Raw genomic sequence first — 23,747 nt, 5'->3', positions numbered from 1 at the left:
CCTCGCGCTCCCCCATCGCTCTCTGGGGGCTCTGCCCCGTCGCCAAGGGCGACTCCTCGGCATATTTAGAGAACAAAGATGATCGCGGAGATGCCCAAGCCATGGCCAAGCAAGCTGATGGTTCGATGATCTAAGCCGCACAACCCGGTTTTCCCCTGCTCCAGACTTGACGCCCCCCACCCTTCGCCGCACAACCGATCAATGCTCAGCTTCATCCTCAGACGCATCTTCCAATCCGTCCTCGTCCTTTTGGTCGTGGGCCTCGTGGCCTTTGCGATGTTCCGCTTTGTGGGCGACCCGATCGACACGATGCTGGGTCAGGAACGCACGCTTGAGGATATTGACCGCCTGCGGGAGCAATTGGGCCTGAACAAACCCTTCTTCATCCAATACTGGGATTTCCTCGTCCGCGCCGTGCAAGGAGATCTGGGGATTTCCTACCGCCAGGGCCGCCCTGTGGCCGAGATCATCGCAGAACGCCTGCCCGCCACGTTGGAGCTTGCGCTCGTGTCCGGTGCCCTGGCGCTCTTTTTTGGCATCGTCCTGGGCATCTTCACGGCCATCCGACGCGACGGGATCACGGCAAACCTTGTCATGAGCATCAGCCTGATTGGCGTCTCGCTGCCCACCTTCCTGATCGGCGTCCTCCTGATCTACGGCTTCGGCGTGGGCATCGACATCCGCATTCCGTTCACCGACATGACGTTCAACACCGGCGGCATGCCCACATTCGGGCGCGGCGATACTGGCGAGATTTTCGGCTGGACCACGGGCTTCGCCACATGGGACGGCATCCAGTCCATCATCCTGCCCGCCATCACCCTGGGCCTCTACCAGATGACGTTGATCATGCGCCTCGTGCGGGCCGAAATGCTGGAGGTGCTGCGCGCCGATTACATCCGCTTCGCCCGCGCCCGTGGTCTTGGCGACCGCGCCATCAACTTCCGCCACGCGCTCAAGAACACGATGGTGCCGGTGATCACGGTGACGGGCCTGCAACTCGGCTCCATCATCGCCTTCGCCATCATCACCGAGACGGTGTTCCAATGGCCCGGAGTGGGCCTGCTCTTCATCAACGCGATCCAGTTCGTCGACATCCCCGTGATGGCCGCGTACCTCATGCTCATTTCGGTGATGTTTGTGGCGATCAACCTGATCGTCGACCTCCTCTACGTCTTCATTGACCCGCGCCTGAGGGTAAGCTGATGACCGACACGCCAGACGATATTCCCGCCGTCCCCGAGGCCCGCGCCCAAAGCCGCCTTGCCCGGGCGTGGGACAGCGACGTGGGCTATGCCTTTCGCCATTCGCCGGTGGCCATGATCTCGGCCATCGTGACGCTGACGCTGATCCTCGCCGCCGTCTTCGCGCCGCTCATCGCGCCTCACGACCCGTTCAACCCCGCCACGCTGAACCTTTTGAACGGCCTCACCGCCCCCGGCGTGCCGTCTGCGTTTACCGGAGAGACCTTCCTTCTGGGGACCGACGACCAAGGCCGCGATGTCTTCTCCACCATCCTCTACGGGATGCGCGTGTCTCTCTTCGTGGGCTTTGCCGCCGTCACATTCGCGCTGGTCCTCGGCGTCACCCTCGGCCTGATCGCGGCCTACGTCGGCGGTTGGACCGAAACGATCATCATGCGCATCGCCGACATTCAGCTCACCTTCCCGTCGATCCTCGTGGCCATGCTGATCTTCGGCATTGCCAAAGGCATCACGCCCATCGAGTACCGCGATCAGGTCGCCATCGCCGTCCTGATCCTCGCCATCGGCCTGTCGGATTGGGTGCAATTCGCACGGGTCGTCCGTGGCGCCACGCTCGTCGAGAAGAACAAGGAATACGTGCAAGCCGCCCGCCTGATTGGCCGCTCACCCTTCGTCATCATGGCCCGCCATATCCTGCCCAACGTGCTCTCGCCGGTCCTTGTCATTGCCACGATTTCGCTGGCGCTGGCCATCATCGCCGAAGCCACGCTCAGCTTCCTCGGCGTCGGAGCGCCCCCAACCGAGCCCTCCCTCGGCACCCTCATCCGCATCGGCCAGACGTTCCTGTTCTCCGGCAATTGGTGGATTTTGGTCTTCCCTGCTGCGACGCTGCTGGTCCTGGCGCTGAGCGTGAATCTGCTTGGCGACTGGCTCCGCGATGCCCTCAATCCGAGGTTGCGTTAGTATGGCGCTCAGTCAGGTTCAGATCATTCAGTCTCTGAGTGAAGCGCTCAGCTGGTTTGAACGTGAACTGTCTTGGGGAACAAGCCCCGCAGAACTTAATCACCTGACGGGCCGAATTGGCGAACTCTACGCGGCCATGATCACCCGTGGCCAAATGGCGTCAGACGTAAACCAACAAGGTTACGATGTGGTCAGCGCCGAGGGCGAGCGCATATCTGTGAAGACCATCACGTCGTCTAACCATGTGGCGTTCAACCAAAACACTCTCGATAGAGTGAATCGCATTCTCGTTTTGCGAATATTGATCGATGAGGGAGAAGTCTCGATCGAGGAATTGTTCGACGGCAGCCCTGAAGACGCCCGACCAACGATGCGCGAAAACAATGGAAAACTCCGTATAGGTGTCTCTGCAATGGAGAAACCCAACAAGCCTCTGCGCGAAATTCCGGTCCAGAATTCTGTCGCAACCCACGGATTCGAAGTCTCTGTTTTGGAAAATGGCACGATCAAAGTGACCTCTGGCGAAGCGATTATCCAGCCTTCGAAACCTGTCCTGCGCGACCTTGCCGCCAAGTTTGGAGTCGACCTTTTGAATGGTGCTGGAAATCCCAAGAACACAAGACAACTTGGTGCAGACGTCGTTCGCGCCGTAAGTGAATTGAGCGCCTGATGTCCCTTCTCGAAATCCAAAACCTCACCGTCGAATTCCCGACCCGCCGTCAGGTCTTCACCGCCGTGAAGAACGCGCACCTCTCTGTGGAACCCGGCGAAATTCACGGCCTCGTGGGCGAATCCGGAGCTGGCAAGTCCACCATCGGCGCGGCCATCATGGGCCTCTTGGACCGCCCCGGGCGCATTGCGGGCGGGATTATTCGCTACAAGGGTGAGGAGATCTCCGGCCTCGACACCGACGCCATGCGCGCGCTCCGTGGCAAGAAGATCTCCATGATCTTTCAGGACCCGCTGACCTCGCTCAACCCGCTCTTCACCGTTCGTCAGCAGCTTGTCGAAACCATCTCCGAACATCTCGACGTCTCCGACGACGAGGCCAACCAACGCGCCCGCGACCTGATCGACCGTGTCGGCATCCCCGACCCTGAAACGCGCCTCGACCAGTACCCGCACCAATTCTCGGGCGGAATGCGGCAGCGCGTGGTGATCGCGCTGGCCCTCTGCTCGGAACCCGATGTCATCATCGCGGACGAGCCGACAACCGCCCTCGACGTCTCGATCCAGGCGCAAATCCTTGAGCTGATCAAGGAACTGACCCGCGAACGGCAGGTGGGCGTGATCCTCATCACCCACGATATGGGCGTGATTGCCGATACGACCGACAAGGTGACGGTCATGTATATGGGCGAAGTGGTGGAGAGCGGCACGACCGAACAGGTCCTCGGCAAACCGAACCACCCCTACACCAAAAGCCTCATCGCCGCCGTCCCCCGCCCGACGGTCAAGCTGCACCGCTTCCCGCTGATCTCCTACGGCGGCCGCGTGACAGAATTCGCCATCGAAGACCTGAAACGCAACTGGCCCACAACGCAGGTCGACCGCGCCAAGCCGCTGGTTGAAGCCAAAGGCCTGACCAAAACCTTCCTGCAAAAACGCGCGATCCTGCCGCGCAACCGGGAATACTTCACTGCCGTCGATCAGGCGCGGTTCGATATCAAGGAAGGCGAAGTGTTCGGCCTTGTGGGCGAGAGCGGCTCCGGCAAATCGACCATCGCGCGGATGATCGCGGGGCTTTACGCCGTTGATGGCGGCGAGGTCTGGTTTGACGGCGCCCAAGTCGCGCCGCAGCCCGGCGGTGTGCCCGACAGCTACCGCAAGCAGATCCAGATGATCTTTCAGGACCCCTATTCCTCGCTCAACCCGCGCATGCGCGTGGATGAGATCGTGGCCGAGCCCGCCCGCCATCACGGGCTACTGGCCGGGCAAGCGCTCAAGGTTCGCGTGGCCGAACTGCTCGACCGCGTGGGCCTCGGCGCGGAAGCGGGTCTCAAATACCCCCACGAATTCTCCGGCGGCCAACGCCAACGCATCTCCATCGCCCGCGCGCTGGCCACACAGCCGCGCTTCCTGATCTGTGATGAGCCGACCTCCGCCCTCGACGTCTCCATCCAGGCGCAGATCCTCAACATCCTGAAGGACTTGCAGGAACATCTGGGCCTTACGATGCTGTTTATTTCCCACGACCTGCCGGTGGTGCGCCAGATGTGCGACCGGGTCGGTGTGATGAAGAACGGCGAGCTGGTCGAGGTGGCCGAGACCGAGGCGCTCTTCGCCAATCCACAGCATCCCTACACGCAAAGTCTGCTGTCCCTGATGCCAAGGTTGCATGGGCTTTCCGATGAAGGTCTGGCGGTCGCGTGACATGATCGGTTTCGCCCGCTGACGCGGTCGACCGAGCGGGGGCGCTGCACCCCGTCCTTCGGACTCCCCGAGGTATTTTTGACCAATGGAAGACAAGCCCCGCCTTGCGCCGCTGGTTACGGGTCGAGGCGGAGCCTGAGAGTGATTATCTCGTAAGGGCGAAGAGGCACGGAGATCATCCCGGACGTGATCGGCAGCTTTGTGCCGCCATCTTCCAGCAATCCAACCTGCTCCACCCCAGACACCCTGGGGGAAAGGCGCACGTCTACCGTGCCGCGCGTCGCATGGGCCTCGAACAGGCGCACGATCACCCCGTCGCCATCATCGGCCGGTTTCACCGTCTCGATCACCGCGCGGCCCGACAGGCAGCGCACCAAAGGCTCCACCAACGCCCCCTGCCCGGCCCCGCGCACCACACGTGGCGGATAGTTCAGGGCATAGGCCTCTGCCCGCACATCCACGCGCGTGTTCCCGACATGGGGCAACAGCGCATAGGTGAACCGATGCGCGCCCTGATCCGCACCCGCATCGGGCATCGTGGCTGATTTGATCAGGCTCAGCCGCAGCACATCATCCCGCACGTCATACCCGTATTTGCAGTCGTTGAGCAGCGCGACACCGTAATCGCCCTCGCTCAGATCCGCCCATTTCTGCGCGGGCACCTCGAATTGTGCCGCATCCCACGAGGTGTTGCGATGGGTGGGCCGGTCGATCTGGCCCCATTGGATGTCGAACACCGCGCGGCTGGCCCGGATATCCACCGGGAAGGCCGCCTTCAGCAGCAGATGCGTTTCATGCCAATCCACATCCGTATCGAAATCGAGCCGGGCGGAGCCTCGGCGCAGGACCACGCGCTGCGTGATCTTGGATTGCCGAAAGGCGCGTTCGACTTCCACCACAGCCCGCAACGGCCCCGTTTCCACAACCTCGATCCGGGTCAGGCCGCCCACAAGCTCCCCGCGATCCTCAAAGAAGATGTCGATGTCCCACGCGTCCCAGGAGATGGGTCGATCTTCAAACAATTCCAGGCGGTTGCCAAAGGTTCCGGGCTTCAGCACCTCACGCCCTGCGCGCTTGTCGTAGAGCCGTGCAATCATGCCGTGATCGCCAATCTCGACGCGCAGAAGATCATTTTCGAGCACGGCGCCGCCACCCTCCGCACGCGCCGATGCGCCAAAGACATCCGCGCCCTCAGTCGCCCGCGACAGTGCCCGCGCCGACAGCGGCGCGCCCTCCGGCAGCTCCACCAAGACACCGCCATCGACCACTTGAGCCGGCAAGGCGTTGCCAGCTTCCACCGCAGGGCCGTCCAGCAAAACCTGCCGCGCACCCGCCAAGGGCGCGCCATCCAGAACCAGCCAATCAGCCCCTTCAGGCATCAGCGCGACCCCGGCCCGCTCCAAGACGCCCTCGACTTCGCCCATGATCCACTCAAAATCGGTGCGCGCATCCTCAAACACTTCGCCGATGGAGGTGCCCGTGAGGATGTCGTGGAACTGGTTGGTGCACAGCCGCTGCCACACGGCTGTCAGATCCTCGGGCACATGGCCGCGCTCCATCGCCAGCGCCATGGCCAGCTCCGCATCGTGCAGCGTGACCTCCGCCTTGCGGTTTGCACGCTTGATCCAGCCCTGGCTGGTCAGCACCCCGCGATGCCCTTCGAGGTAAAATTCGCCCTGCCAGACGGGCAGGTTTTGCGCCTTATCCTCAAGCGCTTCGAAAAACGCGCGCACGGTGGACGGGCGCAGTTGCGGCGCACCGGGCATTTGCGCCCAGACCTTGGCCTTGCGGATCAATTCATCCGTCGGTCCCCCGCCGCCATCGCCATAGCCATAGCAGATCAGCAGATCGCGCACCCGGTCCTTGACGGTTGAGCGGGACCACGTGCCCACCACCTCCTCCGCCGTCAGGTCCGATTTGTAGTTGGTCGGAAACGGCAGATGCTGCACCTCACGCGGGGTGGTCAGGAACTGCGCCATCACGCGCGAGCCGTCGATCCCCTCCCACATCGTGGTGGAGGCTGGCATCTGATTGTACTGGTTCCAATTCACCTTGTTGGTCACGAACCACCGCAAGCCCGCCTGCTGCATTAATTGCGGTAGGCAACCGGGGAACCCGAACGTATCGGGCAACCACAGAACCGGCGTCTCCGCCCCTTCCCCAAACGTCTCGTCACAATAGCGCCGGGCCAGCGCGATCTGGCGCACCAGCGCCTCGGGCCCCGGCATATTGGCATCGGGCTCCACCCACATACCGCCCAGAACCTCCCACCGGCCTTGCGCCACGCGGGTCTTGATGCCGTCGAAAATCTCGGGGAAATCCTCTGCCGTCCAATCGTAGAGTTGCGGCTGGGAATGGCTGAACCGGAATTCCGGGTGCTTCTCCATCAGGCGCAGCACGTTGGAATAGGTCCGCGCGTTCTTCTGCCGGATCTGGGCTATGGGCCAAAGATAGGCCACATCCATATGCGCGTGGCCCGCGGCATGGAGTTGGATGTCCAGCGATGGGCCCGCTTTCTCCAACCCTTCCAACAGCTTGTCGGTGGCCGGCGCGACGGAGCGGCGGAAATCCTCGCCCATCGGGTCACGCGTATCGAGTGTCAGGAACGCCTGATCCAACGCCGTCAGAATGGCATGCTTTTCGGGCCGGTTGTCGTTGAGCTCCGAGCAGAGATCGAGCGCCACCTCCGCCATCGTCTGAAACCCCTCCAGCGCGCGATCAATCTCGATGACGGAGCATTCCTTCATCAAAAGCTGTGTGCGGTTGTTCGGATCGGGCGGCCAGCCCGACAGGCCGGTCCAGCCGTGGATCAGCAGATCATGGGGCAGACCATCGGCAAAGCGTGCCGGAATTTCGATGGAGTGATGATAGCGGTCGGCCGAGGCAATCACGTCGCCATCGATATACAAGAGCCCCTCAGGATGGGTGAAGATATCACCCGCCACCCCCAGCGGCAGGTGCAGCGCTGGATGCCGCCAGCCCTTGGGCACAGTAAAGCGCGAGCGCAGCACGAAATGCATGTCCTGCCCGCCCCAATAGGCGTTCCACTCCAATCGCGGGCCGGGAGCGTTGCAGGCAAACAGGCGCAGATCCGGGCGCGCTGTCGCATCCGGCAATTCCTCCAGAACGAATTGATCAATGGGCGCCCGGCGCACCGCAACCATTGGCGCGATCAGGCGCAAGCGCTGCGCCACCTTCTCGGCTGTCAATCGCATCCGGTGCGACGGCATCCCCTAGCCCTGCCTCAATGTGAAGCCGGGAATATCGCCGCGATAGACCGTCTCGGGCGTCCCGCCAATCTCGGCCAAAGCCTCCAGTGCGGCGCGTGCATCACCCGCATCGCCCCAATCGCGGTCCAGATCCGGCCAAGGGATCGAGTCGATCAGCAGCCGCGTATAGGCATGCTGCGGATCGCCGATCACTTCTTTCGGCGGCCCGGCCTCCACCACATGGCCATGGTACAGAACCATCACATAGTCACTCACATGATAGGCCGTGGCCAGATCATGGGTGATGTATATGATCGAGATGCCGTGCTTGTCCTTCAGGTCGTGGATGTTGGCCAGGATCGTGGCGCGCAGCGACGCATCGACCATCGACACAGGCTCATCGGCAATCAGCAGCTTCGGCGACAACATCAAGGCGCGGGCCACAATCAGCCGTTGCCTCTGCCCGCCGGAAAGCTGATGCGGATAGCGGCCCAGAACCAGCGCGGGGTCCAGCCCAACGGCCTCACAGGCCTTGTGCATTTCAACCTCAACGTCGCCCTGCATCCCAAAGTTTTCAAACGGAAATTTCAGCGCGTGGTTGACACGATAAAACGGGTTGAAGCAGGCATAGGGGTCCTGGAACACCGCCTGCACCTGCTTGCGAAATTCCAGCCGCTCACCCGCGGTCATCCGGTTGATATCTTCGCCCTTGAATCGCACCGCCCCCGCCGTCGGGTCGTTGAACCCCAGCATGAGCGATCCCATGGTCGACTTACCCGAGCCCGATTGCCCAACGATGGAGATGATCTTGGGCTCCTCCCCATCCAGCGCGAAACTCATCGGGTGCAGGGCCGTGACCGAGCCATAGACCTTGCTGACGCCGTCCAGCTCCAACAGCGGCACGTCCAGTTTCTCGCCCTTGGGCGGCGCGGCCTGCGCGTGCAGGAAACTCTCGCCCCCCACCAGAGGAACGCTCGAAATCAGTTCCTTCGTATAGGGATGCTCCGGGTTTTCGATGATCTGCCGCACCGGGCCAAACTCCACCAGCACGCCCTTCTTCAGAACAGCGATGTCATCCACCGACTGCGCCATCAGGCCCATATCGTGCCCGATCAGGATCAGCCCCGCGCCGATTTTGGCCTGCATCTCCCGCAGGGTCTGCATAACGTGCCGTTGCGTGATAACGTCGAGCGCGCTGGTTGGCTCGTCCGCAACGATCAGGTCCGGCGTCAGGCAGGTGCCAATGGCGATACAGACCCGCTGCTTCATGCCGCCGCTCAGCTCATGCGGATAAAGCCGCCCAACGACCTTGGGGTCGAGCCCGACGCCCTCAAGCGCCGTGTCCGACCGGGCTTGTAAATCCTCAACCGCGCCATCATGGGCCACCACCGCGTCCCAAATCTGCGCCTCCACCCGCATCACCGGGTTCAGCGAATTCATCGCACCTTGCGGGATGTAGCTGATCTTGCGCAGGCGCACCCTGCGCATCCCCTCCTCATCAAGGTGCAGGACGTTCGTGTCCCCCTCCAACGAATTCAAATGCACTTCGCCGGACGCGACAAAACCGGGATTGGCCAGCATCCGCATCGCCGCCAGCGCAGTCGTTGTCTTGCCTGAGCCGGACTCGCCGATAAACCCGATCCGGCGGCCCTTCTCGACTGACAGCGTTACATCTGTGACAGCATGCACCACGCCCTTGGAGGTCGGGAAGTCGATATGGATGTTCTTGATGTCGAGGACGCTCACAGCTTGGACCCTTCCCCGAAGGTGGCCGGACAACGCGATTTCGAAATCGCGTGCTCAAGCGGTTTCGAAACCGCCTCTTCCGCAAACCTCTCCATCACAGCCTCCTCAACCGCGGGTTGGACACTTCATCAAGCCCCAGATTGATCAGCAACAGCCCGATGAACATCACCATCAGCAGCACGGTCGGAAAGCCCCACCACCACCACATGTCACGGGTCAACGCGGCGGAATCGATGGCGTCATAGATCACCCGGCCCAGCGTCGGCACCCGTTGCGGCCCAAGGCCCAGAACCTCCAACCCCACGGCGGTCACAATCGACGTCGTGACATTCGCAATGAACGAGCCAAACAAATACGGCACCAGGTTCGGCAACATCTCACGGAACATGATGTGCCTGTTGGAGGCCCCCGATAGCCGCGCCATCTGCACATAACCGCTCTCACGCATCGAAAGCACCTGCGCCCGGATCAGGCGCGTGGGCGATTGCCAGACAAAGGCGGCAATCAACAGCGACATCATCGTCAACGTGATGTCCCCGAAACTCGCCTGCACCACGACCAAAATCAGCAGGGGTGGGATTGTGATCATCACGTCCGACCCAACCCGGATCACGTCATCGACGCGCCCGCCCGTATACCCGGCCGTGAACCCCAGAAAGATCCCCAAAGACATGCCAATCAGCGAGGCCAGCACACCCACATAAAGCGAGTTGGGCGCGCCCACGATCAACAGAGCCAACAGATCCTTGCCCGCCACATCCGTGCCCAAGGGGCTGGAGGCGAGGCCAACCTGCCCGCGCAGGTTCTCAAACCCCACCGGCGCCTGGCTCGGCATGACCGCGCCCGTGAACACAAGGTCCGTGTCCCAGAAGATCCGCCCGAAAATCCCAAGCGCAATGATCCCCATCAGCAGCGTGATGCCCCAGATCAGCTTCGGATTGTTCCACGGATTATCGAACCGCTTCATGCGCTTGAGCTGACGCTTGCTCAGCCCTGCCATGTCGGGGGCCGCGGTCTCGGGTGCAGCGGCATTTGTCTTGTCAGCCATACCGTTACCCTCCCAACCGGATGCGCGGGTCGATCAGCGGGTAAAGCAAATCGACAAGGAACACCGCCAAAGCCGTCATCAGGATGACGACGAAACTCACCCCCTGGATCACCGGATAGTCCTGCGTCAGGATCGCGTCGTAGAGCAGCTTGCCCATGCCCGGATAGGCAAAGATGCGCTCCACCAGAACCTGCCCCGCCACCAGCATCCCGATCTTCAGCGCGAATGCCGTGATCTGCGGCAGGATCGCATTGCGGATCATGTACTTGTACAAGATATAGCGCTTTTTCAGGCCCTTGGCCTTGGCCAGCACCGTGTAATCCTCGCCCTGCACGGTAATCATCAAGCCCCGCATCCCCAAGGCCCAAAAGCCAAAGGTGACGACGACAATGGACATGGCCGGCAACACGCCGTGGTGGATCACCGATCCGATGAACGACAGGCTCAACTCCGGCTCCACCCGGATGGAATAGGCCCCGTTGAGCGGGAACCACGGCAAGGTGCTGGAAAAGATATACATCAGCAGCAGACCCGACAGGATCGGCGGCATGGAGGTGAACACCATCATCGCCGGGATCACCGCCTTCCACGGACGCGGCGTATGCTCCCACACCATCAGTGCACCCAGAAGATTGCCGATGATGAAGGTGATGATCAGCGCCACCATCATCAGCCCGATGGTCCAGGGCAGCGCGTCGCCGATCATCTGGGCGACCGGCGTGGGGAAAGAACTCGTGGACAGCCCGAAATCGAAGGTCAGCGTGTTCCGGATATAAAACCAGTATTGCACGTACCACGGGTCGTTGAAGCCAAAGCGCTCCATCAACTGCTCCATGATCGCGCCCGAGTTTTCGATCGTGCCCCCGCCCGAGGCCATGCGCCCCAGCATCGCGTCAATCGGGTTCACCGGCGACAGGCGCGGGATGATCCAGATCAGCGTCGCGGCGATGAACACCGTCAGAAACAGCGTGAAAAACCGGTTGAACAGGTATCTGGCAAACGTGTTTTCCATGTCAGCCGCTCCTTTCGGATAGGGTCCTGGCGGGCACAAAGCGCAGCACCAGCTTGTCGTACAGGTACGGGGTGCCAAAAGGGCTTTGCCGCGGGATGGTCTCGATAATCTCGATCCGGGCAACTTGCGCAATCAGGCTGGTCAACAAGGACCGCAGCAACAAGCGGGCATGGGGCGCGCCCAGGCAGGTATGCGCACCCGCACCGAAGGCCAGATGTGGGTTCGGAGCGCGGTCCAGGCGGATCTCTTCCGGGGCCTCGAAGATCAAGGCGTCGCGATTGGCCGATGCCCAGCACAGCGAGGCCCGCTGATCCGGCGCGATCCGCACGCCGCCGCGCTCAAGGCCCGCAGGACAGACCCGAGCGATCTGTGGCAAGGGGGACAGGACGCGAAACATCTCTTCCGCGGCCGCGTCGATCAGTTTCGGCTCCGCCCGCAGGCGCGCAAGCCCGTCCGGGGCCTCCGCCAAAAAGGCCAGAGTCCCGCTCAAGGCGTTGATCACCGTATCCCGGCCCCCAGCCATCGCCAGGTGGCAAATCCCACGCTTTTCGTCGCCGCTCAAAGGTCGGCCTTGGAACTTGGCTGTGTGGAGGTAGGAAAACAGGCTTTCGTCGGGCTTTGCCTGGGCCTCGGCCAGCATGCGGTCAATGAACGCCAGGAATCGTGCGGCTTTGGCCGGGTCCGTCTGGCCCTCCGTTCGGAACGCATGAAGGCCCCATTGCACCCATTCGTCCGCCAGGGCCCGGTCGGTATTCAGCAGCACCGTCAAGGCCGCCGATTGCAGTGGCAGAGCAAAATCGCCCAACACATCGAAGGCACCTGCGCGGGCCGCGTCGTCAACAGCTTGCGCCACCAAAGTTTCGATCTCAGCCTTCGGGCCCGCCTCCTTCGGCCGTCGGAAATAGGGCTGGACCAGATCCTTCCATTCGGTGTGCTCGGGCGGATTGCTTTCGATCGGCAATTGCCGAAACGCGCGGATTTCGGTCTCGGGCGGGGTCGGCACGCGCCCCAATTGGCCGCTGTCGAAGGTCTCGATGTCCCGCGCCGCCTGCCGCACATCGCGCCAGCGCAGCAGCATCAGCATCTCTTCCCCATGCAACCGCGCCCTCCGAACACCGCGTCCCTCGCGGTCTTCGCGAAACGGATCAGGTGGGACGCTATTGATCGGGGAGTCCAACATGGTGACGACTCTTTTGGTCTGGATCACCCGTAAGGGCGATGGAAGGCCGGGCGGCGCGATCAGGCCGCCCGGTGACTGGTCTTGCGGGATCAGGGCTGTTGAAGGCCCGGGAGACAGGCCATCCGCCCTGACCCCATCTCAGATCATTCCGCCCGCGTCAGGTTGTGGATGATCTGGTGGCCGCTGTTCCAATGGAAGAACGGGTGGTTGTAGTAGTTCTCGGCCGATGGCCACCCTTCCCAATAGGTTGTGGAAAACGGCATGAGCTTGAACGCCTGCACCAGCGGGATGAACGGCATCTCGGCATCCAGATACTGATAGGCCTCGGCCACCATGCCCGGGATCGCCGGATCACCCAAGGCCATCGTCTCCATCTCGTTGACGATGGCCGAATAGGCCTCAGCCGCCTCACCATCCCAACGCGAGGTGTTGTTGAACCCGGGCGACCGTTCACCCACCGGCACCACATCGGCAACCGTATAGCGGCCCATCGAGGCCCAAGGCTCGTTCACCGACCCGCACGACAGCCACGAATAGCTCATCGTGAAGGCCCCGAATGGAAGCACTTCACCCCAGAACACACCGTTTTCCACCGGCACGGACCGTGCATCGATCCCGGCCCGCTGAAGCTGTTCCACCACCATGTCGATGGTCCGTGTATATTCGGTGGAGGCCGAATTGACGTGGATTTCGACAGACAGCGTCTCACCGTCCTTCACGTAGTAGTCGCCATCGCGGACCCATCCTTCGGCCTCGATCAGCGCCTGCGCGCCCTCGACATCCGCCGTTGCAGGCAGGCCGTGGCCCGCCTCGACCACCGCATCGATAAAGGGCGACATGGAGCCAAAGTCTGCAAACATCGTTTGCGAGGCGGTCGTTGCGCCCTCGGCCGCGATGTTCACGATCTGGGTCCGGTCGATGATCATCGACACCGCCCGGCGCATATTCGCGTTGTCCCAAGGGGCGATGGTGGTGTTGACCTCCATCTGGCGCGCGCATGGATCGGCCACCGCATAGGGATAGCTTTCATACCAGGCGATGGCATCGGGATTCTGGGCTTGGATCGCCTCGAACGTGCCCACGCTCAGATTCTGGGCCGCGTCCAATTCGCCCGCGATCATCAGCTGCGCACGGCTTTCTTCGCCACCGCTTTCCAGGAAGATCACGCGGTCCGGCTCGGGCATGTCCATGAAGCCCGTCTCGGCGCCCCACCAGCTATCGCGGCGGTCCCAGATCGCACGGTTCGACGCGCTGCTCTCATATTCATAAGGCCCCGTACCAATCGGCGGGAAGAAGGCAAACGTCGCGGGATCTTCCGCAGCACTCCACACATGTTCCGGCATGATCAGGAATGAGCCGAAGATGCGCACCCCAAAATTCTCCACGGCAAAACGCGGATTGGGCGCGTTCAGCGTGAACTGCACCGTATGGCTGTCCAGCGCCTCAACACTGGCCACCTGCCCGCGCAGGGTCGCCACTTCGCGCGCCGTCAGCTCTTCGTTCTCAAGCGCCATGTTCACCGTGAACACGACGTCCTCGGCATCAAACGCCTCACCGTCCGACCAAGTCACACCCTCGCGGAGCGCAATGGTCCAGACCGCGCCATCCGCATCAGAGTTCGCCTCAAGCGCCAGCCAGGGGTCCAACTCACCGGTATTGTAGTTCAGGATGAACAGCGGCTCCCACATGGTCTGGTGCGCGCCGTGCATGCGGCGAATACCGGTTCCATCGGTCATCCAGTTGAAGTTTTCCGGGTCACTGATCGTACGGTCGAGATCGAAGATCACCGTATCTTCGCGTGCCACATCCTGGGCATAGGCCCCGCTTGCAAGGGCCAGCGTCATCGCGGCCGTTCCAAGCAGCAGTCGAGTTGTCGTCTTCATCAAGGTTCCTCCCTAGGGTCTTGGTAAGTGCCCCCACCGGCGTCCCGGAGGGGGTATGGTTATCGGGCGTAATCCATCACCATCACGCGCGTATGATCGGGCAGATCGGCAGCGTTCAGGTCGATGGTATGGGAACAGGCGAAATCCACATGGGTGTCGCGGAAATGCGCCAGAAAGCTTTCGATCCACATCGTGTTGCGCGGCTTGTAGGTCAGCGTGCGGAAATGCATCGGGATGATCACCTTGGGCTTCACCCGGTGGATCATCTGCATCAGGTCGGGCAGCTCGATGGTCAGGTAGCCACCGGCCAAGGCCAGAAGCACATCGGTGTCGGCAAAGAAATCCTGCTGCGCCGCGGTCAACGGGTTTCCGACATCGCCCATATGCGCGATCTTCAGCCCGTCCATCTCAAAGCGGTACATCCCGTTCTGTCCGGGAATGTCGTGTTCGGGGTGCAATTCCCACTCCATCGCCTCGATGGCATGAACGGCCAGCCCGCCCGCCTCGCCCGCGCCACCAACCTTCGCGACATCCAGGGCATTCAGGACCAGCGGATCGCCCTCAATCAGGTCAGCGCGGCAATGGGCGCTGTCATCGTCGGACGAGATGATGACCACATCCGCGCTCTCGCGGATCGGAGCATAGCCGACGCCTTCAGGTGTGTAGGGATCGGTGATGACGGAAAAGCCGCGTGCATCGGTCAGTTTGAACGCCGCATGTCCGAACCAGGTGATTTTCACGGGGCCATACCCCCCGCAATCGTTGGAGCACTCTGTTGAGGCAGATTGGTCGCGGTGCACGGCGCGCCAGAAGTGACCATTTGGTCGCTTTTTTCACGAAAAATGTGACCAGATAGCCGCAATTGTGACCAGATGGGCGCTGTTTGCATCAATTGTTCCCCACAACATGCGGGCTGGAGGTGGCCAGAATATCGTCGTTTTCGGGTCGCGGATGGTGGCGCCAATGGCCGCTTGGATCGCTCCCGCGCGCGATGATCGCCTCAACACCTTTGGCCCAATCAGGGTCCGTAATCTGGCTTTCCGGGCTGCAATAGCGCAGCGTCAGCCCACAGCGCCGCCGGTCCGAGCGGTTGATGTCAGATCCATGCACCAACATGTCCGCATGAAGCGAAATTTGCCCTGCTTTCAATGAGTTGACAAACGGGCGCGCCATAGCGCTCCGCATCAGCGATGCCTTTGTGAAACACGCTGTCCGCGCCCATATCCGCCGTCTCCAACACGCCCTGCGCGTGGGTACCGGGGATAAAGCACATGGCCGCGTTCTCTGCGTCTGCATCATCAATGGCAAGCCAGACCGTTACCGTCCGCGCCGGTGATAGCTGCCAGAACGAGGCATCCTGATGCCACGGAACCCTACGTGATCCCTCTGGTTTCTTTGACAAAATCGCGCTGGCCCAACAGATGATGTCCGGCCCGATTATGTCTTGGACGAGGTCCAGGATGCGGCTGTCGGTGGCAATATCCCAGATCCCCGCCATGCGCGCCTGATAGCAATTGATGCCATAGGCACCTTCCGGCCCGAGGTCGGACATCAGCTTGTCGAAATAGGCCCGGATGCGCGCCATTTCGTCCGCGCCGAACACGTCGAACGGCTGCACAAAACCTTGTTTGTTGTAATGGTCTATGTCCGATACGCTCAGCCGCCGGGCGCGTGCCGCCACGGCGGGCTGAAAGCGCAGGTCCAGCGACGTGCTCGCAAGCCCCATGCCATATTCCTCCCCGTTAACCAAAACGCTAAGCCAAGTCGGCTTGGCGGGGGCAGACCCGATCTTGACAAAAACATGTATTATTTTGACATTGTGCATGATGTTGCAGGTGCAGAAAACAGTATAAAACCATGCGATTACCCCAGAAGGTGTTCAGAATTGATACATATCTGGCAGCGGACGATGCCTATCATTTTACGCGCAAGGATCTACCTGAAACGCCGCCCGTGATTGAGCACAGCCATGATTATTTTGAGCTTTTTCTGGTCGAACAGGGCCAGGTTTTTCACTGGATCAACGGCTTGGAGGAGCGCCTTGAAGCGGGTCAGCTGACCTTCATACGCCCCGCCGACCGCCATGCGTTGCAAGCAGCACCTGGCACGGGCGGGCGCATTCTGAATGTGATGTTTCGGCAGTCCACGGCCGACCATCTCGTTTCGCGCTATTCCGCTGAAATGAATGGAAAATTCTTCTGGGCCCGCACCGAATTCCCGATGTCCATCCGGTTGGATGGCCCGCAAAGGGAGCGTGCGGTCAACGCGATGCTGACCCTGCAATCGACCCACAGAAGCCTCGCGAAGATCGAGCACTTTCTGTTGTCGATGACGACCCATGTCCTCGACGCGACCGCACATGCCCAGGACCGCGCTCCGGCTTGGCTGATCAAGGCGGCCCATGCCGCACAGGACCCGCGCGTCTTTCGGCAGGGCGCCGAAGGCATGATCGAGGCCGCAGGTCGCTCGCAAGCCCATGTGTGCCGCGAATCCCGTCGCCATCTTGGATTGAGCCCGACGCAGTACATCAACCGCATCCGCATCCAACACGCTGCGATGATCCTGTCCGGAACGGCCCATCCCATCGCCAACATCGCGCTGGATTGCGGGTTCGAGAACCTCAGCTACTTCCATCGACTGTTCCGGGAGCAATACGGAACCACACCACGCGGCTACCGCCAGCGCCACACGAAAGCGGAGCTGCCGGACACTCCATTCTAGACAGCCGCCCGGCTTGGCGTCAGGGTCGCGAAACAACGCCGGAGGATGCCATGCCACAACCCGATCATGTCTCGATCTACGATCTGCCCGACCCCGAGACGCTCGACGATGACATGAAGCGGTATTACCAAATCTGTCAGGAAAAATTGGGGATGGTCCCCAATGTGCTGCGCACCTTCTCGGCCAACCAGGACAAGCTTCGCGCCTTTGCGCAATACTACAACACGCTGATGTTGGCCCCGTCCGGCCTGTCGAAGCTGGAGCGTGAGATGGTCGCCGTCGTCGTCTCGTCCGCCAACCGCTGCTTCTATTGCCTCGTCGCGCACGGTCAGGCTGTGCGCAATCTGTCAGGCGATCCGCATCTGGGGGAGATGCTGGTGATGAACTACCGCGTCGCCCAGATCGAGCCGCGCCAACGCGCCATGCTCGATTTTGCATGGAAGTTGACCACCGCCCCGTGGGAGGTGGACGAGCCCGACCGTCAGGCGCTCCGCGATGCGGGCTTGAGCCAGGCGGACATCTTTGACCTCTCGGATGTCATCGGCTTTTTCAACATGTCCAACCGCTTTGCCATCGCCTCCGACATGATGCCGAACGCGGAATATCACGCGATGGACCGCTGACAGCCTACTCGTCGGCGGCGTCGGCCAGCGCATCGGCAGCCCGGCGCGTGCCCGGCCCGACATCGCCGTCAATCCGCATCGTGTAGAACCCGCGTTCGGCCAGGATAGTCTGGAAGGCAATCGCCGTATCCCGATCCCAGGGCGGCGTCTGGCCATCGATGGTCCCGCGCATCGTGTCGATGTCGACCTCGCCGGTCTCCAGCGCGGCCACATAGTCGGCGGCTGCCAATTCCGGGTTTGCAGGGCGCCCAATGCCCTGTTCGTAGAGGAACCCACGCTCCGCGATCCCAACCGGATCACCGGTCTCAGCCAGCGTTTCAACCCATCCCCCGCGCAGGAAATCGCTCGGCTCCACGCCATCGGCCCCATCGGAGTAAAGCGTGATCAGCGATTGCACAGCCTCGACGCTGCCCTCATTCGCAAGCGACACCAAAAGCGGCACCGCGGCGCGCGCATTGGGCAGCCCCAGCTCTTCAAGCTCGCCACGCGGCACGCCTTCGCCCGACAAGTAGGTCTCAGCCAGGTTCTGTCGTGCAAAGGAATAGCCGGAGGCGGCGGCCTCCTCCATCAGGCGCAAATACTCCGCGCCGCTTTGCTCTACGCCACGGCCCAGACGGTACATGAAAGCCAGCGTGGCCGTGCCCGCCGGATCGCCCGCCTCTGCCGCGCTGCGATAGAACTCCACCGCTTGCGCCGCATCTTCCCGCACGGGGCGCAGGCCAAAGTTGTGGTAATCGCCCAAACGCGTCAGCGCCGCGACCACTCCATTCTCAGCCGCTTGCTCATAAAGCGGCACAGCCCGCCGATGGCGGCCAGAGGCCTGCGCAGCCGTTGCCAAATGGAAGAAAGGCGCGCCGGCCTCGGGCAAGGCCTCAGCCGCGGCACGACAGGCCGGCATGGCCTCCCGCAAAGCATTCAGGGCGGCGGCTTGCGCCTCCTCGGTGGCGAAATTCTCGGCCGACGGCTCACCTGCGACCGCCACGCAGGTCTCCAGCGCCAGTTGCGCTTCAGCGCGGGCAGCGCTTTCTGCGGCAAGCGCCTCAAAAGCCGATTGCGCCTCGGCAATCGCGGCCTCGCGCGCGGCGGCGGCTTCGGCTTCGGCAGCCATTGCGGCAAACGCGGATTGCGCGGCCTCCACGGCTGCGGCCCGCGCAAGTGCAGCCTCTTCCTCGACGCGCGCGGCGCTTTCAGCGGCCAGCGCAGCAAAGGCATCTTGCGCGGCACCCACGGCAGCGCCCCTTTCGGCGGCGGCCTCTTCCTCGGCGCGCGCAGCGCTCTCGGCGGCCAATGTTGCAAAGGCATCCTGCGCCTGCCCCACGGCCTCCTGCCGCGCGGCTGCCGCTTCTTCCTCTGCGCGGGCAGCGGTTTCTGCGGCAAGCGCGGCAAAGGCCGAAAGTGCCTCTTCGACCGCACCGTCGCCGTCGTCCCCGGCGGCAACATCCACCGCCTCGTCCACCGTGGCACCACCTGCAAGGGCTTCAAATGCGGCCAGGGCGTCTTCGACGGCTGCGGCACGCTCGGCGGCCGCATCATCCTGGGCCAGCGCGGCCCCACTTATCAACGCGATGGCAGAAACCAAAGAGAGTGAGCGCAACGCAACAGGCAGCTTCATGGCAGGCAATTCCCCAAGTAAAATCAACATGGCAAACGATAGCCATGACACTCAAAGCTGTCGATAGATTTGGGGCGGAGAACCCGTAGAAACCGCTAGCCAAGCCCGGAGGAGTGAGGCACCTTCGCTGCATTGCATCAAAGGATTGAAAACACTGACACCCTCGCCCGAAAACACACGTACCAATGCACCAACTGACGCACCCGGCGGGGCTGTTCTTGCGGTTGATCTGGATGGAACGTTGCTCCGCTCGGACATGCTGTTTGAGTGCCTCTGGTCCGCCATGGGACACGATCTGTGGGCGACCGTGCGGGCCACGGGGACTTTGCTGGACGGGCGCGCACCGTTCAAGCGCGCCATCTCGGACCTGGCCGATGTTGATGTCACCACCCTGCCCTACGACGCGGAAGTCATTGAACGGATCAAGGCGTGGCGGGCGGAAGGCGGGCAAGCGGCGCTGGTGACTGCAACCGATCAAAAGCTGGCAGACGCCGTCGCCGCGCATCTGGGCATCTTTGATGAGGTCCACGGATCAGACGGGGTGCGCAATCTCAAAGGGGTAGAGAAGGCCGCGTTCCTCAACGACCATTACCCGGACGGATACACCTATATCGGCGACAGCGCCGCCGACCTTATGGTTTGGGATCAGGCCGAACGTGCCATCAGTGTCGGCGCGTCCCCGCGCGTCCGGGCCGCACTGGATCGCGGATCAACCCCCGCTGAGCATCTTGAGCGAGAGCCTGCCTTTGCCGCCCTCAGCCGCGCCATGCGTCCGCAGCAATGGTTGAAGAACCTTCTGGTGCTCGTGCCTCTGGTCGCCGATCCCAGCTATGGCGCGCCCGCTTTGCTGCCTGTTCTGGCGGCCTTCCTGTCGCTCAGCCTTGCGGCATCCGCCGGGTACCTCATCAACGATCTTCTTGATTTGAAGGATGATCGCAGCCATCCGCGCAAGCGGTCCCGACCTTTGCCTCAGGCGCCCTGTCCACGGCGTTTGGAACCGTGGCGATCCCCATATTGCTGGCAGCGGCGCTGGTTCTGGCCCTGCTGGTCTCACCCGCCTTGTTGGCGGTTGTGGCGCTCTACTTCCTGGCGACGGTGGCCTATTCGGTGCGCCTCAAGCAGCACACGCTGATCGACATTTGCGTCCTGGCCTTTCTGTTCACGCTCAGGATCATTGCAGGCGGTGTGGCCATGGGCTCCCCTGTCCGTGTGGATCCTGGCGTTTTCGATGTTCATCTTCTTTGCCCTGGCCGCAGTGAAACGGCTGGCCGAGTTGACCGATAGCGAAACCGCAGGCCGCGAGGCATCGCGCCGAGGCTACCAGCCAGAGGATCGCCGGGTGGTCAGCCAGATGGCAATCACATCCGGTTACCTCGCCGTGCTGGTTCTGGCGCTCTACGTTGATGAGCCTGCAACGCAGGCCAAGTTCGGCGCGCCGTGGCTGTTGTGGGGCATCTGCCCCTTGCTGATCTTCTGGGTCAGCCGGTTGGTTCTGGTCGCAGATCGTGGCGAGATGCACGATGATCCGATGATCTTTGCAATGACCAACTCCACCTCACGGCTCGTGGTCGCCTTCTGCGCCGTGCTGACTCTGGGTGCCGTTTTCCTATGACCCGGTCCACGCTGGTCCTTCGCTACACGGCCTTCGCCATTGTCGCCGTCATCGTGAACCTGGCGGTTCAACGCGTGGTCCTTCTGGGCGGAGACAGCGCCATCTGGTTCACACTGGCCCTTGGCGCGGGCACGCTGGCCGGGCTGGTGGTGAAATACGTGCTCGACAAGCGCTGGATCTTCTTCGACCGCACGGCGGGGGCCGGAGCCACGGGTCAGCAATTCGGTCTCTATTCGCTAATGGGTGTGGCCACGACCGTGATTTTCTGGGCGACGGAAACCGGGTTCTGGTTGGTCTGGGGCACCGATCTGGCGCGTGAGGTTGGCGCAGTGATCGGCCTGACCATCGGCTATGTCACCAAGTACCAACTCGACCGTCGCTTCGTCTTCCGCGAGGGCACTGCATGAGCCTGCTCAGCGGCTGGGGCCGATATCCCAAAGCAGAATGCACGCTTGTTTCCGCCCGCTCCCAGGCGGATGTGGCGGCTGCGATTGCGAACGCGCCCCTGATCGCACGCGGGAACGGACGCGCCTATGGCGATGCGGCGATGAATGCTGGCCAGACCCTCGCCATGACCGGCATGGACCGCATGTTGTCGTTTGAGGACGGCGTTCTGGTGGCTGAGGCCGGCGTCCTTCTGGCCGACATCATCTACACCTTCCTGCCCCGTGGCTGGTTTCCCATGGTCACGCCCGGCACGAAATATGTGAGCCTTGGCGGCGCCATCGCGGCGGATGTGCATGGCAAAAATCATCACCTGGACGGGTCCTTTCGCACCTGCGTCGATTGGGTGGACGTGATGGGGCCGGATGGATCGGTCACACGCGCGGTCCCGGGCGATGATCTCTTCGACTGGACACTGGGAGGCATGGGCCTGACCGGCGTGATCCTGCGCGCCCAGATCCGCCTGCGCGCGGTCGAGACCATGTACATTGCACAGGAAACGCGGGCACTGACATCGCTGAGCGACACGTTGGAGGCGTTCGAACAGACGCTCGACGCCCCCTATTCAGTCGCGTGGATCGACTGCTCAGACGGGCCGCACCATGGCCATTCGCTGCTTTTGCTCGGGCGTCACGCAACGGCGCAGGATCTGCCGCCCCGGTGGCACCCCTTTGCCGTCAAACGCAAACGCAAGCTGCCAGTGCCCTTCGGCGCACCGCCCTTCCTGTTCCGCGGGCTGTGGCTCCGCGCGCTCAATGGCATCTATTGGCGGCGCGGGGCCCGGCGCGCGGGCAATGCCCTTGTTGATTGGGACAGCTACTTTTACCCCCTCGACGCCCTGTCGAATTGGAACCGCCTTTATGGCCGGGACGGCTTCGTGCAATTCCAATGCGCCTTGCCCGAACACAGCTCCGCCGCCGGGTTGGCCGAGCTGATGGCCACAATCGCCGCGTCCCAAACGGGATCTGTCCTGTCCGTATTAAAACGGTTCGGGCCGCAATCCGGCCATTTTTCCTTCCCAATGCCCGGCTATACCTTGGCCCTGGACTTCCCGGCGTCAGAACGGAGCCTTGAGTTGATGAGCAGACTTGACGAAATCACCCTCGCCCATGGTGGGCGCTTCTACCTCGCGAAAGACGCGCGCATGCCTGAGGCCGTGGCCAAGGCCGATCCGCGCGCCGAGGCCTTCGCGGCCATGCGCAAACAGGCCGGGCTGTCGGACAGGTTCGTGTCCATGCAATCCGAGAGGCTGGGGATATGAGCGGCCCGGTTCTGATCCTGGGCGCCGCCTCTGGTATCGCGCGCGCCATCGCACGCAGCTTTGCTGAGGCCGGTCACCCGATCCAGCTGGCCGCGCGCAACTCCGCACGGCTGGAAGACGACGCCGCAGATTTGCGCACACGCTACGGTGTTGAGGTCAGCTTGCACGACTTCGACGCCCTGACACTCGACAGCCATGCCGCCTTTGTCGACACGCTGCCCGTCCTACCGGAAGTCGCAGTCTGCGCCGTCGGCGCGATGGGCGAGCAAGGCCAAAGCGAAGCCGACCCGCAGGCCGCCGCCCATATCCTGCGCTCCAATTTCGAAGGACCTGCAAGCATATTGGCGCATCTCGCAAACGCGATGGAGGCCCGCGGATCAGGCACGCTCGTGGGCATCTCCTCGGTTGCGGGGGATCGGGGGCGCGCCTCCAACTACATCTACGGCTCTGCCAAGGCGGGCTTCACCGCCTTCCTGTCAGGGCTGCGCAATCGCTTGGCCAAAAAGGGCGTGCATGTTGTGACGGTTCTGCCCGGCTTTGTGCGCACGGCGATGCTCGATGGTATGGAGACGCCCGGGCCACTCACGGCGGACCCCGCCGAAGTGGGCGCGGCCGTTGTGAAGGCGGTCGAGAAACAGAAGAACGTGATCTACACGCGCCCCATCTGGCGCATCGTGATGGCCGTGATCCGCAACATCCCCGAGCCGGTTTTCAAGAAGACATCGCTCTGAGCGGGAAAATGCGCGGCTGGCAAGATTCCGCGCAAAATTCAAGCGGTATGAACAAACTGAATTGGCCTTGTTGCTAATTTAACACTTCCATCATAGGGACGAATAAATCGACGGGACAGCAAGA

The 23,747-nt window shown here is 62.2% G+C and carries 22 protein-coding genes; 12 read left to right on the top strand and 10 right to left on the bottom strand.

Annotated features, from left to right (window positions below):
- The first annotated feature begins 201 nt into the window (after positions 1 to 201).
- The 4 genes from ACZ1HK_RS21920 to ACZ1HK_RS21905 are packed head-to-tail and all read left to right on the top strand — an operon-like array spanning position 202 to position 4,541.
- The gene (locus tag ACZ1HK_RS21920; protein ID WP_472630478.1) at positions 202 to 1,206 is read left to right on the top strand and encodes an ABC transporter permease; all 1,005 of its coding nucleotides are present in this window, start codon (positions 202 to 204) and stop codon (positions 1,204 to 1,206) included.
- Positions 1,206 to 2,168, top strand: a complete 963-nt coding sequence (locus tag ACZ1HK_RS21915; RefSeq protein WP_472630477.1) for an ABC transporter permease — start codon at positions 1,206 to 1,208, stop codon at positions 2,166 to 2,168. Before ACZ1HK_RS21920 ends, ACZ1HK_RS21915 begins: the two co-directional genes overlap by 1 nt.
- A gap of 1 nt (position 2,169) precedes the next feature.
- Positions 2,170 to 2,838 carry a DUF6998 domain-containing protein gene (locus ACZ1HK_RS21910; protein ID WP_472630476.1) on the top strand — a complete coding sequence of 223 codons (669 nt, stop codon included), beginning with the start codon at positions 2,170 to 2,172 and terminating at the stop codon, positions 2,836 to 2,838.
- Positions 2,838 to 4,541 carry an ABC transporter ATP-binding protein gene (locus ACZ1HK_RS21905; protein WP_472630475.1) on the top strand — a complete coding sequence of 568 codons (1,704 nt, stop codon included), beginning with the start codon at positions 2,838 to 2,840 and terminating at the stop codon, positions 4,539 to 4,541. The genes ACZ1HK_RS21910 and ACZ1HK_RS21905 overlap by 1 nt, the downstream gene beginning before the upstream one ends.
- A gap of 116 nt (positions 4,542 to 4,657) precedes the next feature.
- On the opposite strand, the gene ACZ1HK_RS21900 is transcribed toward ACZ1HK_RS21905, so the two are convergent.
- The 9 genes from ACZ1HK_RS21900 to ACZ1HK_RS21860 form a co-directional block, all read right to left on the bottom strand.
- Positions 4,658 to 7,771: an alpha-mannosidase gene (locus ACZ1HK_RS21900; RefSeq protein ID WP_472630474.1), complete on the bottom strand. Its 3,114-nt coding sequence runs from the start codon at positions 7,769 to 7,771 to the stop codon at positions 4,658 to 4,660.
- A gap of 3 nt (positions 7,772 to 7,774) precedes the next feature.
- Positions 7,775 to 9,496 (bottom strand): ABC transporter ATP-binding protein, encoded by a 1,722-nt coding sequence (locus tag ACZ1HK_RS21895; protein WP_472630473.1) that lies wholly within the window; start codon positions 9,494 to 9,496, stop codon positions 7,775 to 7,777.
- Positions 9,497 to 9,590: 94 nt separating this feature from the next.
- Positions 9,591 to 10,544: an ABC transporter permease gene (locus ACZ1HK_RS21890; protein WP_472630472.1), complete on the bottom strand. Its 954-nt coding sequence runs from the start codon at positions 10,542 to 10,544 to the stop codon at positions 9,591 to 9,593.
- 4 nt (positions 10,545 to 10,548) lie between these two features.
- Positions 10,549 to 11,556, bottom strand: a complete 1,008-nt coding sequence (locus tag ACZ1HK_RS21885; RefSeq protein WP_472630471.1) for an ABC transporter permease — start codon at positions 11,554 to 11,556, stop codon at positions 10,549 to 10,551.
- Position 11,557: 1 nt separating this feature from the next.
- Positions 11,558 to 12,736, bottom strand: coding sequence for a cytochrome P450 (locus ACZ1HK_RS21880; protein WP_472630470.1), 1,179 nt, complete (start codon positions 12,734 to 12,736; stop codon positions 11,558 to 11,560).
- Positions 12,737 to 12,879: 143 nt separating this feature from the next.
- Positions 12,880 to 14,619 carry an ABC transporter substrate-binding protein gene (locus ACZ1HK_RS21875; protein WP_472630469.1) on the bottom strand — a complete coding sequence of 580 codons (1,740 nt, stop codon included), beginning with the start codon at positions 14,617 to 14,619 and terminating at the stop codon, positions 12,880 to 12,882.
- A gap of 59 nt (positions 14,620 to 14,678) precedes the next feature.
- Positions 14,679 to 15,359, bottom strand: a complete 681-nt coding sequence (locus tag ACZ1HK_RS21870; protein WP_472630468.1) for an MBL fold metallo-hydrolase — start codon at positions 15,357 to 15,359, stop codon at positions 14,679 to 14,681.
- 148 nt (positions 15,360 to 15,507) lie between these two features.
- On the bottom strand, positions 15,508 to 15,729 hold the full coding sequence (locus ACZ1HK_RS21865) for a hypothetical protein (RefSeq protein WP_472630467.1): 222 nt from the start codon (positions 15,727 to 15,729) through the stop codon (positions 15,508 to 15,510).
- Positions 15,716 to 16,345 carry a phytanoyl-CoA dioxygenase family protein gene (locus ACZ1HK_RS21860; protein ID WP_472630466.1) on the bottom strand — a complete coding sequence of 210 codons (630 nt, stop codon included), beginning with the start codon at positions 16,343 to 16,345 and terminating at the stop codon, positions 15,716 to 15,718. The genes ACZ1HK_RS21865 and ACZ1HK_RS21860 overlap by 14 nt, the downstream gene beginning before the upstream one ends.
- A gap of 131 nt (positions 16,346 to 16,476) precedes the next feature.
- Here ACZ1HK_RS21860 and ACZ1HK_RS21855 point away from each other — a divergent pair, with 131 nt between their 5' ends.
- The gene (locus ACZ1HK_RS21855) at positions 16,477 to 17,340 is read left to right on the top strand and encodes a helix-turn-helix domain-containing protein (RefSeq protein WP_472630465.1); all 864 of its coding nucleotides are present in this window, start codon (positions 16,477 to 16,479) and stop codon (positions 17,338 to 17,340) included.
- 50 nt (positions 17,341 to 17,390) lie between these two features.
- Positions 17,391 to 17,963, top strand: a complete 573-nt coding sequence (locus tag ACZ1HK_RS21850; RefSeq protein WP_472630464.1) for a peroxidase-related enzyme — start codon at positions 17,391 to 17,393, stop codon at positions 17,961 to 17,963.
- Positions 17,964 to 17,967: 4 nt separating this feature from the next.
- On the opposite strand, the gene ACZ1HK_RS21845 is transcribed toward ACZ1HK_RS21850, so the two are convergent.
- Entirely contained in the window at positions 17,968 to 19,575 is a 1,608-nt protein-coding gene (locus ACZ1HK_RS21845; protein ID WP_472630463.1) for a tetratricopeptide repeat protein, read from the bottom strand.
- 145 nt (positions 19,576 to 19,720) lie between these two features.
- Here ACZ1HK_RS21845 and ACZ1HK_RS21840 point away from each other — a divergent pair, with 145 nt between their 5' ends.
- From ACZ1HK_RS21840 to ACZ1HK_RS21815, 6 genes are read left to right on the top strand one after another with little or no spacing between them, the layout of a single operon-like run.
- On the top strand, positions 19,721 to 20,707 hold the full coding sequence (locus tag ACZ1HK_RS21840) for a haloacid dehalogenase-like hydrolase (RefSeq protein WP_472630462.1): 987 nt from the start codon (positions 19,721 to 19,723) through the stop codon (positions 20,705 to 20,707).
- A complete protein-coding gene (locus tag ACZ1HK_RS21835; RefSeq protein WP_472630461.1) occupies positions 20,590 to 20,859 on the top strand; it encodes a UbiA family prenyltransferase in 270 nt (89 codons plus the stop codon). Before ACZ1HK_RS21840 ends, ACZ1HK_RS21835 begins: the two co-directional genes overlap by 118 nt.
- Positions 20,783 to 21,187 (top strand): hypothetical protein, encoded by a 405-nt coding sequence (locus tag ACZ1HK_RS21830; RefSeq protein ID WP_472630937.1) that lies wholly within the window; start codon positions 20,783 to 20,785, stop codon positions 21,185 to 21,187. Before ACZ1HK_RS21835 ends, ACZ1HK_RS21830 begins: the two co-directional genes overlap by 77 nt.
- Positions 21,184 to 21,594, top strand: coding sequence for a GtrA family protein (locus tag ACZ1HK_RS21825; protein WP_472630460.1), 411 nt, complete (start codon positions 21,184 to 21,186; stop codon positions 21,592 to 21,594). Before ACZ1HK_RS21830 ends, ACZ1HK_RS21825 begins: the two co-directional genes overlap by 4 nt.
- Positions 21,591 to 22,892: an FAD-binding protein gene (locus ACZ1HK_RS21820; RefSeq protein ID WP_472630459.1), complete on the top strand. Its 1,302-nt coding sequence runs from the start codon at positions 21,591 to 21,593 to the stop codon at positions 22,890 to 22,892. The genes ACZ1HK_RS21825 and ACZ1HK_RS21820 overlap by 4 nt, the downstream gene beginning before the upstream one ends.
- A complete protein-coding gene (locus ACZ1HK_RS21815; RefSeq protein WP_472630458.1) occupies positions 22,889 to 23,623 on the top strand; it encodes an SDR family oxidoreductase in 735 nt (244 codons plus the stop codon). The genes ACZ1HK_RS21820 and ACZ1HK_RS21815 overlap by 4 nt, the downstream gene beginning before the upstream one ends.
- The last annotated feature ends 124 nt before the right edge of the window (positions 23,624 to 23,747 follow it).

It is taken from the genome of Gymnodinialimonas sp. JB5-7, assembly GCF_055693405.1.
The sequence above is the reverse complement of the archived record's forward strand: the minus strand, read 5'-3'. Positions and strand labels throughout refer to the sequence as shown.